This window comes from Paenibacillus tyrphae (assembly GCF_000722545.1).
Taxonomy (GTDB): Bacteria; Bacillota; Bacilli; order Paenibacillales; family NBRC-103111; genus Paenibacillus_G; species Paenibacillus_G tyrfis.
Window position 1 is genome coordinate 122,425 of record NZ_JNVM01000016.1, and the last position, 14,685, is coordinate 137,109.

Here is a 14,685-nt window from a genome sequence, read left to right on the forward strand (position 1 = left end):
GATGGCGTACCAACCAACGGTCATCGATGCCAAAATCGTCAGTCACAATCCGAAAAACGGATTGTTCGAAATCGTAGCACAATTGAAGGATCGGACGGTTTGCCGTCTTATTTATGAACGGGACGCCGCAGGCAATGTCACGCCAACCCATATTAACCGGCTGCTGAAAGAGCCTTGCCCGATTTGCCGCAAAGACTTTTTGTGCAACTGCATGTCCAAATTCAAAGAAAACATCTCGTCTCAAGCGCTTGACTTGGCGGGTACTCCGCAAGCTTAAACCGGCGGACCGTTCGAACGACCCGTGGACTTCTATTGTTCACGGGTTTTTGGGTTCGATACGGGCAAGCACCCTCGCGGTGCTTTTTTCTTTTCCCGTCGTTATATGGTAAAATGAAGAAATCAATGTAAATGGAAGGCGGGAGCTGCCATGCGCATCGGAATCGTATCCGATACTCATATGTTCAGCCGGGCCAGAGCGCTGCCGGAGCCGCTTGTTCAAGGCTTGCAGGGGGTCGATCTGATTCTGCATGCGGGAGATTGGGTGGACGAGGCCGTGTGCGATCTGTTTGAGGCGTTGGCCCCCGTTGACGGGATTGCCGGCAACAACGACGGTATGGACATCGTTAGACGCTTCGGCCGCCGCAAGCTCCTCGAGCTCGGCGGGTACCGTATCGGGATGGTGCACGGCCACGGCGGCCGTTCTACGCCCGATACGGCTTACGAATCCTTCCGCGATGCGGAAGGGAACGGGACGGCGGACATCGTGCTGTTCGGCCACTCGCATATCCCTTACAAAGAAGAACACGGGGGCATGCTGCTGTTCAATCCCGGATCGCCGACCGATAAGCGCCGGCAGCCCCGGTATTCCTATGGTATCCTTCAGCTCGGAGACCGGGTGGAGGCCGACCATTATTTTTTTGATAAAACCAATTGATTCAAGAGACGGAGGAAGCGACATGGCACAGTGGAAAGAAATTACAACGAACGAAGAATGGGAACAGCTTTTAACGGCGACGACGGAACAGCCGATCGTTGTGCTCAAGCATAGCACGGCATGCCCGGTCAGCTTCAATGCGCTGCAGGAATACGAGGCTTATCTCGGAAAAACGCCGAACCCGGATGTCGAGTATGTATTGGTCAAGGTGATCGAGTCCCGTCCGGTGTCCAATCAAATTGCCGAGGATACGGGCGTAAAGCACGCTTCGCCGCAAATTTTATATATCAAGAACAAAGAAACGATTTGGAATACGTCGCACTGGGCGATTACCGAAGAACATATGACCGCCGTATTGAACTAAAGCCGGCAAACCGAGGCTAAGGAAAGGGGAACGACCGCTATGGGAGTGACGCCGTTTGCGTTTTTTTCCGGCGCATTGTTTGCGCGCAAGCTATGCTACGTCTATCTTCCCCCGAGCTATAACGAGTCTGAGGACACCCGCTACCCGGTTATTTATTTGCTTCACGGGCTATACGGGAACGAAACGAGCTGGAGCGTGAAAGGAAATGCCGAGCAAACGATCGAAAAGCTTATGGCTTCCGATGACCTTCGCGAAAGCATTGTAGTCATGGTCAGCGACGGAGGTTACGGACACGGCACGTTTTACGTCAACTGGTTTGACGGCTCGGGACGCTTCGAGGATTATTTCTTGTACGATCTTATTCCTGCGATCGACCGCGAGTTTCGCACGATTGCAGCTCCTTCCCATAGAGCTCTCTGCGGCCTGTCCATGGGCGGCTACGGTTCGTTCGTGCTGGCACTGCGCAATCCGCACCTTTTCGGATCGGCGGCTAGTATCGCCGGCGCGCTTATGTCCGCCGGCCTCATGACCGAAGCGTTCCTTCGTACGGATGTGTGCCGGATGATCGGACCCGCACACGGGCCTTACGCGCAAGAGCTGGATTTGCACGTGCTGGCTGCACGGAGGGTGAAGGAAGAAGTCCGTCCCGCACTTCATTTCAACTGCGGGACGGCGGACTCGTTATTCCCGCTCAACTCCGCTTATCAGGCGCTGCTGAAGCAGATCGGCTACTCGCACGAGTATATGGAATTCGAAGGGGATCACAATTGGGAGTATTTCGGAGGGCATCTGCCTGAGGCACTCCGGTTCATCGAGCGCTGTTTCGCTGGATCGGTGCCAAAGCATACTCCGGCGGTTTGACAACCAGTATTGAAAAGCCCGCCGTCTACCGTGGATGAAATGCATCATTTCATCGCTGTAGACAGGCGGGCTTTTGTATACCCAGAGCGTTAATTCAATCCGGCAGCCACAGCGCCCTCATGGATCGTGCCCGGCCCTTTTTTACGCAAGTGCACGGTAAACGTCGTTCCCTTCCCCGGATCGGAATGGCACTCCACGCATCCTCCGTAATGCTGAAGATAATTTTGCACGATATGCAGACCGAGACCGGAATTCGTGACGTCGGATTTGGTGGAGAAGCCTTTTTCGAATATGTTTAACCGATCCTCTTCCTTGACATAGGAGCCGGAATTAAATACGGAAATCGTATACCGGTCTTCGGCTTCTTCGATCGTCAGGCGAACGGTGCGCAGCAAGTCGTCGGCCGGTATGGCCTCCACGGCATTCTTCAGCAGATTGTGCATAATGCTGGAGAAATAACAGATCGGCAGCGTTAACTCTTCGAACGTGCAGTCAAGCTTCCCGGCGACCTGCAGATCGATTTTCTCCGCGATGCAGATAAGCGACAGATTGCTCAGAACGACGCCGAGCACCGGAAATTCAACCGATCCGATGACCGATTGCTGCACGATCTCTTTGCACCAGACGGAAATATATTCCTTCGCCATATCGAACTTGTTCATCATCAGCAGAGCATGAACGGTTTGCACATTGTTGATCAGCTCGTGCTGCGCTTTGCGTATATTCAGCATGGTCGCTTCCGCAGACTGCACCCAGCGTTCTTTCTCGTCAAGCTGCAGACGGATGTTTTTCTCCTGCTCCTCCATGAGCTGCAGCTTGTAATCTTTGTATTTGAGATGGTCGTACAGCTTGGAATTTTCGATCAGCATTGCGACCTCCGCGGCAAGCAGCTTGAGCGTGTCGAGACGCTCTTCTTGAAATACATGGCTGGCGAGGCTGTTCTCCAAATAAAGCGCGCCGATCAGAATGCTCTGCTTAAGAATAGGCACGCAAAGAATCGATTTGGGCTGCTGCGTCAAAATGTAGGCGTCCCGGGCGAAGATGTCCGAGACTGCCGCATCGTGCAAAAGCACCGTTTCGCCGGTCCGGGCGGCATACTGTATCACCGTAACGGCCGCGCTGCGGCAATCGTCCAAAGAGGCCGAATGCAGCGACTCGAACGGGGTGTGGAGCGCCTTTTCCACTTCGACGAACAGCCGGCCGTTCCGTTCAAGCACGAGGAGTCCTTTGTCCGCACCCGCATTTTCCAGCAGGATCGTCATGATGCTTTCGAGCATCTGTTGGAATACGGCTTCGTTCGAGATGGCTTGAGACGCTTTCATCATACAGGAGAGGTCGATCGTCGATTCCCCGGCCTGTGCCCTGCTGAGCAAGGACGGATAGCGGTCGTCGAGATCGGATACCTTCCGGTTGGCGCCCCACTTCGCATATAAGCTTCGCGCTTCCATTAAATAGGAGCGGGCCACCTTGAGTTTGCCGGCCTGCATATAGTACTTTGCGGCATATTCCCCGGCCATTGCTTCGAGCGGCACGAAGCCGTTTTTCGAGGCATGATGAATGGCTTGGTCGTATTTTTCCACAGCCAGCACCGGGTCATCGGAAATGCGATGCCATTCGGCTTCGACAAGCAGCTTCATAGCAAGAAAATTAGCCGGCGAGAAGGCCGACCAACGTTCCAGAAACCGGATGCTTTTGCGGATACGGGCTTTGTAAGCTTTCCGCTCCTTAGCCGACGCCTTGGCGTACAATCCGGCAAGCGCCAAAGCATATTGAAAGTGATGCTGGTGCACGTGCGGCAGACCGAAAACCGACTTGATGCCGGCATCTGCGGTCTCGCAAATGGCTTTGGCTTCGTCCGGGCGCTCCAGCAACAAGTGCGTTTGCGCTTGAAACACGTAATACGTATGGGCGATAGCCTGATTGGTCAAAGCTTTCATTTGCTTCGCTTCGTTCGCGTTCATGAAGGGCTCGCAGCCGTTTGCGCCGGCCGGGGCAGGTAGGACATCTTCCTTCAAAAACATCATATAACGCTGAAGCACGGTATAGATCCAAATCGTATCCCGGTCTTTTGACTTATGTATGAACGTATGGTACTGGTCCGTTTCCTTCAGCACTTCCGCCAGTGGATCGCCTTTAAGCAGCCGCATAAAAAAGCTGAACGCGATCGAATAGCCTGCGTATATGAAATCCCCCGATTCTATACCGTATTGATAAGCCTTGCGCAAATATCGGACATTTGCTTCGATATGCTCCTCGGCGTTGCTCGTAAAGGAGCCGTAAGCAAAGTAGACTTTGCATTTCATGGACAAATCGTTAAACGTATCGCTGAGCTTCGCTCCAAGCCGGCCATATTCCATGCCGGCCTTCAGTCGTCCGAGCAGCGAGCTTAGAATGATTCCGTACGTCGAGCAGGCGAGGGCCGAGCCTTCCGAATGGCCGTGAACGAGCGAGTAATTGAACATTCGCAACATAAGATAAACATATAATTCCGAATTTAAAAAATAAGCCGGAGGCGTCAAATTCACCATGAGCCGCATGACCGCTTTATGGTTCGGGTCCGTCATGACTGGCAGATCGAGCAGTTCTTGAGGATGCCGGGTTCCTACGAGCAGATGTGCCTTCACCAGCGCCCGCCCGATGCTCAGCTTGCCGGGATTCGGCCGGATCGGAAGATCGAACAGCTTCAATCCTTCCAAGCCGATCCGCAACGCTTCTTCATGCTCTCCCATATTGGTGAAGAGCACCACCATCAGGTTGCAGGTTTCCGCTTTTTCCAGCTTCGTCCGAGCATGCTTCAGTACCGTCTGAAACGAACGCTTCGCTTCTTCAAACTGACCGCACAAGTACTCCAGCTCGGCTTGATCCAGCTGCAGGGAGAAGCTCAGCTCGTACTGGTGCACCCAGCAGTCTTCCTCCAGCAATGCGATTCCTTGGGCCGCATAACGCAGCGCGATGTCATAAGCGGAATTGGTCTTCGCTTTCCGGCATGCCGCTGCATTCAAGCGGGCCAATTGATCTTTTTCTTCGGGGAGCGTAATAAGCTCCGAACCGAGATTGAGCTGATTCGTCATTTCGAACAGCCGCTCTTCCTGCGCATCCCCCTGATAATGGTTTTGCAGCAGCCTTCCGATATGCAGATGAATCTCTTTTTTCCGCTCCTTCGGGACAAGCGAGTAGACCGCTTGATAGACCCGGTCGTGCATGAATTTGAAGGAGAGCTTTTCCGGCGGAGCTTGGCGCCCAAGCCCGGCCTGCAGCAGAAGCCCATCGGCAACCGCTTCATGCAGCAGGGGGACGATCGTGTCCGGAGGCCGGCCCAGCACATGGGCCAGCGTATCGGTATCAAAATGGTGTCCGACGCAGGCGGCATGCATCAATACTTGCTGCAGCGGCCCGGAGAGACGGCGGATTTTGTTCATCATAAAATCCACTACGTTGTCGGTAATATGCAGCTCGCCGATTTTGTCGGGGTCCCATTCCCAGCAGCCGGCGTCATAATTGAAGCGCAGCAGCTGATGATCGTACAGCGTCCGGAAAAACTGCTTGGTAAAGAACGGATTGCCTTTCGTTTTATCCATGATCAGGCCCGCCAATTCATTCACCGGCTGGCGGATTGGCCGGAGCGAATCGTTCAGCAGGCGTTCGATGTGCTCTTCCTGGAGCGGTTCGAGCCGGATTCGCATTCTGTTCGGCAGCTTGCTTCGCTCCATCTTGTCCAAGAACGCTTGCAGCGGGGGAGGTTCGCTAAATTCCCGGTCCCGGTAGGCTCCCACGAACAGTCCGTATTGCAGCCCCGAGCCCAACGCCATATCCTCGATGATTTGGACGGAAGACGGGTCGGCCCATTGCAGATCGTCCAAGAAAATAACCAGAGGCTGCTCTTTGGCCATAAGGGCGGACAGAAATTTTTGCAAGGTTAAAATAAACCGGTTATGCGTTTCGACAGGCGGAAGCTTGGAGAGCGGCGGCTGCTTGCCCAGAATCAGCTCGATATCGGGATTCATCTCCACCAGAATCTGTCCGTTAGGTACGACGGCCTCCAGAATCCGCTGCTTCAGCCCCTGGAACCGTTCTTCGGGAAGCGCTAGCAAATGCTGCAGCAGCTGCCGTCCCGCTTGCTGAACGGCATGGTAGGGCGTATCGCGCTTGAATTGGTCGAACTTGCCGGTAACAAACAAGCCGCCGCCGTTCTGCACCGATTGTTGAAATTCATGGATCAAATACGACTTGCCGATCCCGGACAAGCCGGAGACGAGCACGATCTCGAGATTGCCGAGCTGTGCGCGCCGGTAAGCGCCCTGAAGCTGCTGCAGCTCCGCTTCACGACCGTAGATCGCATCGGAGATGCGGAATTGGTCCGACATTTCTGTGCCACTTACGGCGGACTCGTCGATGTAGCCTTCCGTCTGAAACTGCTTCAAGCAGCTCTCCAAATCCCGCCGCAGCGCAAATGCGCTCGGATACCGGTCCTCAGGATGCTTGGCCAGACATTTCATGACAATGCCGGAAACGGGCTGCGGCACCTCATACGCCCGCTCGCCGGGCGGGACGGGCTGCTTCGCCATATGCTGATGTACCAGCTCGCAGGCATCCTCGCTGTCGAACGGATACACTCCGGTAAGCATCCGGTAAAACAAAACGCCCAAAGCATACACGTCCGTCCGGGTATCCGTTCGGCGGTTCATACGGCCGGTCTGCTCCGGGGCTGCGTAGAGCAGCCGTGCCGCTTCGTAACGAGGCGGTTCCGCAGCGGCGTCCGGCAGTGCGGCTACCGGCGTTACGTTATATAAATCGGTAAGCTTCATCTTTTTTCTATCGGATTCGACAAAAAATGCAGACGCCGAAAGGGCCAGGTGGGCGAATTTCAAGTGGTGCAGCTTTCGGATCAGTTCCGACGCCGCAACGGCCCACTGCAAAAAAAGGCCGAGCTCCATAGGCTGCGGAGTCAGCAGGGAAGAAAGAGGGCACCCGTCCGTGTGCTCCATGACAAGCGCGGAAGCGCTGCCGATCGAGATCATCCCGCGCGGGACGAGAATGTCGTCCAATGGAATGGTTTTGCCGATTTTATATTCTTGATGCAGCCAGTCGGGTTGCGATGGCTGGGAATATTCGTCTTTTACGATTTTAACGAGCCTTGCCTCGCCGGAAGGAAGCTCTTCGCCGCGGTAAAGAATCGTGAAGCCGTTTTCGCCGATCGGCTCAAGCGACTTTTCATTTACGTTCCAAGCCAATGGAATGCCCTCCGATAAACTGCTTTGTTCATTTCATTGTACTTATTCACAGGAGTGGAAGCAACCATTAATCCCATTATCCGCCATTAGAAGAAGCCTGCGCCAGCACTTGCGGCACCGGAAACGAGATGGAAAGTAAAGATTTTCGGCGCAGCATGGCTTCACGAAGCGATTTCCGATATAATGAATGTCAAAAAGATATCAGTGTAAGCGGAGGAACATTCATGAAGGTCGCTATTGCAGGGGGGACCGGCTTTGTCGGCAAGCATTTGACCCAGTTGTTTTTACAAAAAAAAGATACGGTAATCCTCATTTCACGGAAAAAGCGACGTTCGGATCATCCGTTAATTCGCCACATGACTTGGGACGAACTGGAAAATAACATTAAACCGCTGGAGGGCGTCGACGCGATCGTCAATTTGGCGGGGGAAACGATCAACCAGCGCTGGACGGAGGAAGCCAAGAAACGGATTCTGGAATCGCGTCTGGATGGGGTTAACCGCGTCCAAGCCCTGATCGAACAACTGGAGAAAAAACCTGTGCTGGTCAATGCGTCCGGCATGTCGATCTATGGCACGTCAGAGACCGAGTCGTTCACGGAGGAGAGCGAGCTGCGCGTAGAGGATTTTTTGTCCGGCGTCGTCGACCAATGGGAGATGGCAGCGGAGCATATCCCCGATACGCGCGTCGTTCTGCTGCGGATGGGACTTGTGCTCGGCAGCGACGGAGGCGCCTTCCCGAAGATGAGTCTGCCGTTTAAGCTCGGTGTTGGCGGACGGGTTGGCAGCGGCCATCAAAAAATGTCGTGGATTCATATCGAAGACCTGTGCCGGATGATTGAGTTCTGTATCGAGCATGAAGAGATCGAGGGTCCGGTCAATGCGACGGCGCCGATTCCGGTGACGAACGACCAGTTCGGGCGCAGCTTGGCCAAGGCACTCCGCCGGCCGTACTGGTTTCCGGTTCCGGCATTTATGCTGAAAGCGTTGTTTGGCGAAATGTCCGAGCTTCTGCTAAAAGGTCAACAAGTATTTCCGAAAGTCGTCACCGACCTCGGATTTCGTTATAAATATTCGGTGATCGATCATGCGCTGGAAAATCTGGTGCGGTCCGGCAAGAAAGGGTGAACGCGAGATGATCGAATACGGTAATCCGGACATCCGGGAGCTGCGGTTCGCGCGGTTTCGTTCCCGGGCAGAGGCGCGCAGCGAGCAGTGGATCGATGTGGAAGTAAGTCTGGAGCTGGAGAAGGGCAGCGAGGCTCCGGAAGAGATCGTTGAACTGGGAGCGCTCATCGTCTGTACGCGCCGGGGAGACATCGTTGAGATCGTCCCGCAGGACGAAGGAAGAGACTGCGAGTACCAGTTCACGGAACAGGAAAAAGCGCAGCTGCGGACGTATTATGAGCAGGAAGTCCGGCCGACGGTGGAAAACATGCGCTAAAAAAAGATTGAAGCCAGTTGCGGCTTCAATCTTTTTTGTGCTTCGTCATCGCGGCTTTCAGCGCTTCTTCCAGGCTGGAGCCGAGCGAAACGTTATCGCTGTACTGCTTGGCGAGCTGGGTTTGCTGCCGCTTCGCTGCGCGTCCGCCGCCGCCGGATTCGCCAAGCATCTCGACTACATTGCATGGACGGCACTGTGCGTATTTGCCCGCTTTGCCCGTATGGATCTCCATCCGCTTATGGCACTGCGGACAACGCTTGTTCGAAAGCGCAGGCTCTGCGGCCCGTTTATAAGCGCATTCCCGGTCGCTGCACACGAGTAATTTGCCGCGCTTGCTCTTGATCTCCTGCAGCGGCTTGCCGCACTCGGGGCAGCGGGAATGGGTCAGGTTGTGCGGCTTGTATTCGGCTTCGCTCGCCTTAACCTCCCGGACAATGGCCTCGGTTTGCTTGCGGATGCTCTCCATAAACTTTCCGGCGTCGCCTTTGCCTTTGGAGATGCGCTCGAGCTCCTGCTCCCAAGCGGCTGTCAGCTCCGGGGTGCGAAGCTCGGGCACGACGAGCTCGATCAACTGGGCGCCTTTGCCGGTCGGCTGGAGCGTGTTCATGCGGCGCTCGATCGTATCGGTCTGCAGCAGCTTCTCAATAATATCGGCGCGGGTCGCCGGCGTGCCGAGGTTGTGCTTTTCCATAACCGAGAGCAGCGCCGCCTCGGTGTATCGGCCCGGCGGCTTGGTTGTCTGCTTATGCTGGCTGAGCCGGAACTCCTTCAGCTCCATCCCGGGCTGAAGCGGGGGCAGCGTTTGCCGGGAGGCCGGTTCGTCTTCGGCCGTATCGTCGTCTTCGTCTGCGCCGGCCGATGCTTCATACAGCGCCTTCCAGCCCGCTTCTTTGACGATGCGTCCTTTGGCGTGGAAATGCTCTCCTCCGACCTCCAGTGTCACTGACGTTTCGTCATAGCGGAACGCCGGAGTGAACAACGCGATGAACCGGCGCACGATCAGGTCGTACAGCTTGCGCTCCTCGGCCGTCAGATTGTGCAGCTGCGGGCGTTCGTCCGTCGGAATGATCGCATGGTGGTCCGATATTTTGCTGTCGTCGACGACGCGCTTGGAGACTGGCAGCGGCTTCGAAAGCAGCGGCTTGATCCAAGCTGCGTAAGGCTGGACGTTCAAAGCCTTCAGCCGATCGGGAAGCGTAGAGACCATGTCCGAGGACAAGTAGCGCGAATCGGTACGCGGATACGTGACGAGCTTGTGCTGCTCGTACAGCCGCTGAAGCACGTTCGACGTCTGCTTCGCAGTGAAGCCGTGCCGCTTATTGGCGTCGCGCTGCAGCTCGGTCAAGTCGTAGGCGAGCGGATGGGGCTCGCTCTTCTCCGTGACTTTAAGCTGCGCAACCTTGGCCGAGCGCGCCTTATTCAAGCGTTCGAGCAGCGCGTCGGCTGCGGCTTTATCGAACAGGCGTCCGTCCGGATGCGCCTGGCTCCGCCATACGGCCTGAAACGAGCCGAACTGCGCCCGCAGCATCCAGTAGTCTTTCGCCTGGAACGATTTGATCTCGCGTTCGCGGTCCATCATGGCCGCCAGCGTCGGCGTCTGCACGCGTCCGGCTGCCAGTTGGGCGTTATGCTTGCAGGTTAAGGCGCGCGTAATGTTAAGTCCGATCAGCCAATCCGCCTCCGCCCGGCAAACGGCGGAACGGTAGAGCGGGTCGTAAGACTGTCCAGGCTTCAGCGAGGCGAAGCCGTCGCGGATCGCCTTGTCCGTTTGCGAGGAAATCCAGAGCCGCTTGAACGGTTTTTTCCAATGAATCATTTCCATGATCCAGCGGGCGACCAGCTCGCCCTCGCGTCCGGCGTCGGTTGCAATGATGAGCTGCTCCAGATCGCTGCGCTTAGCAAGCTGCGCGATGGCTTTATATTGCGGCGTCGTTTCGCGAATGATTTTCAGCTTCATCCGCGAGGGCAGCAAAGGCAAATCGTCTAAATTCCAGCTTTTGTACTTTGGATCATATTCCTCGGGCTCGGCCAGCGTGACCAAATGCCCCAATGCCCAAGTCACCACATAGTCGGGGCCCTCCATATAATGCTTTTGCTTCTGATGGCAGCCCAGGACGCGTGAGATTTCCTTGGCGACGCTCGGCTTTTCCGCCAATACGAGTGATTTCATGACAGGCTCCTTTCAACGGCGTTGTTTATTTTTAACACAATAGTACAATAGCCCTAACACTTTTTTAATACGTGTCTGCTATGATCGACAGCACAGAGAGATGGAGGGGGTGCGGTCTATGTTTCAATTATTTATCGCTAATTTGGCATTATTAACTGCATTTATGTTTTTGTCAAGCCGCCTCCTGCGCAACCAGGAACGGAAGCCGTTTCTGCCCGTTAAGCTGCGTCTCGTTATCGGAGGGGTGCACGGGCTGTTCGGTATTTTGCTGATGTTTTTCAGCGTCAGGGTCGACGGGACGACCATTCTGGATTTTCGGCAGATCTCCATTATCGCGGCGGCGCATTTCGGAGGGATCTACGCATCGGCAGTAACGGGCTTGATCATCGCCACCGGCCGGATCGGGATGTTTGGCGTGAATCCGTCTTCCCTGACGGCAGCCACGACAGCTACGCTTCTCGGCTTCATCAGCGGCATCATTGCGATGCGTATAACGAATTATTGGAAAAAATGGTTGCTTTCCATCGCGGCGAGCATTGGAGTCATCACCACGAGCTTATTTTTTCTGCTCGGATGGCAGAGCTGGAAGGTGAACCTTTACTTTATCGCCATTATTTTGTCCGGCGGTCTGTTCGTTGCTTACCTGATTCGCTATTTGTCCGACGCGAACCGTCTCGTCTATCAATTGGAGGAAAGCGAAGCCAAGTACCGGCGGTCGTTTACGCTGCAGGAGGCGATTTTCCGCTCGGCGACGGGCGTTGCGATTATTTTCATCGATCCGGCAGGGATCACCAAAGTGTTCAATCCAGGGGCGGAACGAATGTTCGGAATTCCCGTCGACGAAGCCATCGGACGGCGGGTTCCAGGCACGATCGTGGACCCGGAGGCGTTTGCGCTGAGAAAACAGGAGCTTCAGCGTCAGTTAGGACGGCCGGTAGAAGATCTGGAGGTGTTCGTTGCAGGGTTGTCCGAAGGGAAGGGCCATGAACAGGAGTGGACCTTCGTCCGACGCGGCGGAGAGCGGATGTACGTACACCTGATGCTCAGCGAAGTCAGGGAGCGGGAGGACCGCTTGCTGGGCTATTTGGCCATTATCGTCGACAGGACGGAGTCGAAGCGGGCTGAAGAGACCATGATGCAGGCGAACCGCATGCTGGAGCAGTTGTCGCGCCGTGACGGGCTGACCGGAGCGGCCAATCGCCGGGCGTTCGACGAATTTCTCGATGCGGCATGGGCGACAGCGGCGATGTATTCGCAGTCGCTATCCGTTATTATGCTCGACATCGATTGCTTCAAAGCGTATAACGATACGTACGGTCATCAAGGCGGAGACGCTTGTCTGAAGCAGGTTGCCGGCGTTCTGCAGCGAGTCGTCGGCAGCATGGACGGTCTCGCTGCCCGCTATGGCGGCGAGGAGTTTGTGGTGATCCTGACGGCCTGCGGAAGGGTACAGGCAGCCGGCGTGGCAGAGAGCATTCGCCGGGAAGTGGAAGCGCTTCGTATCCGGCATATCGGATCGTCGGTATCCGAGTATGTCACGGTCAGCGTCGGTTCCGCTTCGGCCATTCCGTATGCAGGGCTCTCGCCGCTCGAATTGGTCGGGATGGCGGACAAGGCGCTGTACCGGGCCAAGCAGGAGGGACGCAACCGGAGCGAAAGCTATCAGCCCGGGAGTTAACCGGGGTGGCGAGGCTAACGGCGCAAATAGAGCTGCCGGTATTCCGTCGGCGTCATGCCTTCCTGCTCCAGAAACCTCTTGTTGTAATAGCTGACGCTCGGATAGCCGGCGCGCTCGGCAATTTCCTTCACCGTCAGCTGCGGCTCCTCCAGCAGCCACTGCTTGCTGTTCTGCAGACGGCACAGCGTAATAAAGGTCATCGGCGTCAGATGAGTCGCTTTCTTGAACAGGCGGCAAAAATAATAGCTGCTGACGCCAGCCCGGTCCGCCCAATGCTGCAAATCGAACGGCAGGCAGGCATCGCGCTGCATTTCGGGCAAGAGCTCCGAGATCCGGTTGTCGGCCTCGGGGCTTCGGGCTTCGGACCAAGGAACCGCTTGCGTGACGAATTCCGCCAGTATCGCGTAAGTCAGCGTCGAGATGCGGGTCAACTGCCAAAACCCGTTCTGCTCCAGCTCCTCCAGTAAATCCGCCAAAGCCTGTTCGAGCGGCTTCCACTGCCGTATTTTCCACAAGGGCTTCGGCCCGATGCCCCGTTCCAGCAAAAACTCCTTCAGCGTTTTGCCGTAAAAATGAACCCACCGCACTTCCCAAGGATCGTCCTGGCTGCTGTAGTACCTTTGCGATTGTAAAGGGAAGTAGAGGAAGGCGTCTCCCCGGTGAAGCGTATGCCGCTGTCCGTCGATCTCCAGATAGCCTTTGCCGTCCACGATCAGATGGATGCTGAAATTGTTGAGAGCCCCCGCTTTGCGCATCACCTCATGCTCAGGGTCCTTATACCAGCCGGTCGATTCGGGCAGCAACAAATAGTCGTGCTCGGTAAGCGTCGGCAGAAAGCTTTGGCGCCGCATAGCCCAGTTCTCCTTTTGGATGACAATATTGTTTTATTCGAATGCAAAAAGATGCTATTTTCATTTTATTCCAGGTTCAATATAATGACAATATCTTAGCATATTCACCAAGACAAAGCTGAAGGAGCGATGAGGGAATGAGGGGAAGCAAGGTTCGTTGGGGGGTCATCGGCTGCGCCGGTATCGCTGTACGCTCGGTCATTCCGGGGATTCAACAATCGGCTACGGGCGCCGTGGAAGCCATTTCCAGCCGGGGTCTGGACAAAGCGAAAGAAACGGCGGAGCGGCTGAATATCCCGAAGGCGTATGGAAGCTACGAGGAACTGCTTGCCGATCCTGAGATTGATGCCGTTTACATTCCGCTGCCGAACCACCTGCACAAGGAATGGACGATCCGTGCCGCGGAGGCGGGCAAGCACGTGCTGTGCGAGAAGCCGACCGCGATGGATGCGGCCGAAGCCGAGGAGATGGCGGAAGCTTGCCGCCGGGCGGGCGTGACGTTCGCCGAAGCGTTCATGTACCGCTATCATCCGCGTTATGCGGCCATAAAAGCTGTGATCCGGAGCGGGGAAATCGGCGAGATCCGCGCCATCCACGGCGCCTTCACCTTCAACAATGCGAAGGATGCAGGCAACGTGCGCTATAAGCAATGGATGGGCGGCGGATCGATCTACGACGTGGGCGTGTATCCGATCAGCGCGGCGCGGTTCATTCTGGAGCAGGAGCCGGAAGCGGTGACGGTGCATGCTTTCTTTTCGCCGGAGCACGATCATGTCGATATGATGGCTTCGGGACTACTCGAATTTGCCGGCGGCGTTGCGCTTACCTTCGATTGCGGGATGTGGGCGGCCGGACGCAATACGCTGGAGATCGTTGGAACGGAGGGACGGATCGAGGTGCCGTCCGCGTACGTTGTCCATGAAAATGCGCAGGATCATTTTTATGTCATTGCCGGAGGAGAAAAGCGCGAAGTGGAGGTTCCTTATGTGAACCAATATGCGCTTCAAGCCGACGCGTTCGGCCGGAACGTCCTGCACGGCGAGCCCATGCCGTTCGGACCATCGGATGCGGTGAACAACATGCGCGCCGTCGATGCTTGTCTGACATCGGCCCGGGAACGCCGCCGCGTGGAGTTGAACTTATCATCTTGAGG

General features: G+C 55.8%; 11 protein-coding genes. 8 read left to right on the plus strand and 3 right to left on the minus strand.

The window, feature by feature from the left end; translation table 11 throughout:
• The first annotated feature begins 1 nt into the window (after position 1).
• The 4 genes from ET33_RS19650 to ET33_RS19665 all read left to right on the plus strand — a co-directional run bounded on the left by ET33_RS19650 (position 2) and on the right by ET33_RS19665 (position 2,159).
• Positions 2–277, plus strand: coding sequence for a hypothetical protein (locus tag ET33_RS19650; protein WP_036685577.1), 276 nt, complete (start codon positions 2–4; stop codon positions 275–277).
• Positions 278–427: 150 nt separating this feature from the next.
• Positions 428–934 carry a metallophosphoesterase family protein gene (locus ET33_RS19655; protein ID WP_036685580.1) on the plus strand — a complete coding sequence of 169 codons (507 nt, stop codon included), beginning with the start codon at positions 428–430 and terminating at the stop codon, positions 932–934.
• Between the two features lie 22 nt (positions 935–956).
• A complete protein-coding gene (ytxJ, locus tag ET33_RS19660; RefSeq protein ID WP_036685583.1) occupies positions 957–1,298 on the plus strand; it encodes a bacillithiol system redox-active protein YtxJ in 342 nt (113 codons plus the stop codon).
• Between the two features lie 39 nt (positions 1,299–1,337).
• A complete protein-coding gene (locus ET33_RS19665) occupies positions 1,338–2,159 on the plus strand; it encodes an alpha/beta hydrolase (protein WP_036685587.1) in 822 nt (273 codons plus the stop codon).
• An 89-nt stretch (positions 2,160–2,248) separates the two neighbouring features.
• On the opposite strand, the gene ET33_RS19670 is transcribed toward ET33_RS19665, so the two are convergent.
• Positions 2,249–7,390 (minus strand): AAA family ATPase, encoded by a 5,142-nt coding sequence (locus ET33_RS19670; protein WP_036685591.1) that lies wholly within the window; start codon positions 7,388–7,390, stop codon positions 2,249–2,251.
• A gap of 224 nt (positions 7,391–7,614) precedes the next feature.
• Here ET33_RS19670 and ET33_RS19675 point away from each other — a divergent pair, with 224 nt between their 5' ends.
• Together ET33_RS19675 and ET33_RS19680 are read left to right on the plus strand one after the other, a co-directional pair.
• Entirely contained in the window at positions 7,615–8,517 is a 903-nt protein-coding gene (locus ET33_RS19675) for a TIGR01777 family oxidoreductase (protein WP_036685593.1), read from the plus strand.
• A gap of 7 nt (positions 8,518–8,524) precedes the next feature.
• Entirely contained in the window at positions 8,525–8,833 is a 309-nt protein-coding gene (locus ET33_RS19680) for a hypothetical protein (RefSeq protein WP_036685595.1), read from the plus strand.
• Between the two features lie 25 nt (positions 8,834–8,858).
• Here the strand turns inward: ET33_RS19680 and ET33_RS19685 are convergent, their stop codons facing one another.
• On the minus strand, positions 8,859–11,003 hold the full coding sequence (locus tag ET33_RS19685) for a DNA topoisomerase III (RefSeq protein ID WP_036685598.1): 2,145 nt from the start codon (positions 11,001–11,003) through the stop codon (positions 8,859–8,861).
• A 118-nt stretch (positions 11,004–11,121) separates the two neighbouring features.
• Between ET33_RS19685 and ET33_RS19690 the strand changes: the two genes are divergently transcribed.
• Positions 11,122–12,681, plus strand: a complete 1,560-nt coding sequence (locus ET33_RS19690; RefSeq protein ID WP_036685601.1) for a diguanylate cyclase domain-containing protein — start codon at positions 11,122–11,124, stop codon at positions 12,679–12,681.
• 14 nt (positions 12,682–12,695) lie between these two features.
• Here the strand turns inward: ET33_RS19690 and ET33_RS19695 are convergent, their stop codons facing one another.
• Entirely contained in the window at positions 12,696–13,532 is an 837-nt protein-coding gene (locus ET33_RS19695) for an AraC family transcriptional regulator (protein WP_036685604.1), read from the minus strand.
• A gap of 137 nt (positions 13,533–13,669) precedes the next feature.
• Between ET33_RS19695 and ET33_RS19700 the strand changes: the two genes are divergently transcribed.
• Positions 13,670–14,683, plus strand: a complete 1,014-nt coding sequence (locus ET33_RS19700; protein WP_036685607.1) for a Gfo/Idh/MocA family protein — start codon at positions 13,670–13,672, stop codon at positions 14,681–14,683.
• The last annotated feature ends 2 nt before the right edge of the window (positions 14,684–14,685 follow it).

Bases quoted from the DNA above. Each gene is read 5' to 3' on its own strand.
- ET33_RS19690 (WP_036685601.1), top strand. From the start codon at position 11,122: ATGTTTCAATTATTTATCGCTAATTTGGCATTATTAACTGCATTTATG.
- ET33_RS19650 (WP_036685577.1), top strand. From the start codon at position 2: ATGGCGTACCAACCAACGGTCATCGATGCCAAAATCGTCAGTCACAAT.
- ET33_RS19655 (WP_036685580.1), top strand. From the start codon at position 428: ATGCGCATCGGAATCGTATCCGATACTCATATGTTCAGCCGGGCCAGA.
- ET33_RS19685 (WP_036685598.1), bottom strand. From the start codon at position 11,003: ATGAAATCACTCGTATTGGCGGAAAAGCCGAGCGTCGCCAAGGAAATC.
- ET33_RS19680 (WP_036685595.1), top strand. From the start codon at position 8,525: ATGATCGAATACGGTAATCCGGACATCCGGGAGCTGCGGTTCGCGCGG.
- ET33_RS19695 (WP_036685604.1), bottom strand. From the start codon at position 13,532: ATGCGGCGCCAAAGCTTTCTGCCGACGCTTACCGAGCACGACTATTTG.
- ytxJ (WP_036685583.1), top strand. From the start codon at position 957: ATGGCACAGTGGAAAGAAATTACAACGAACGAAGAATGGGAACAGCTT.
- ET33_RS19665 (WP_036685587.1), top strand. From the start codon at position 1,338: ATGGGAGTGACGCCGTTTGCGTTTTTTTCCGGCGCATTGTTTGCGCGC.
- ET33_RS19700 (WP_036685607.1), top strand. From the start codon at position 13,670: ATGAGGGGAAGCAAGGTTCGTTGGGGGGTCATCGGCTGCGCCGGTATC.
- ET33_RS19675 (WP_036685593.1), top strand. From the start codon at position 7,615: ATGAAGGTCGCTATTGCAGGGGGGACCGGCTTTGTCGGCAAGCATTTG.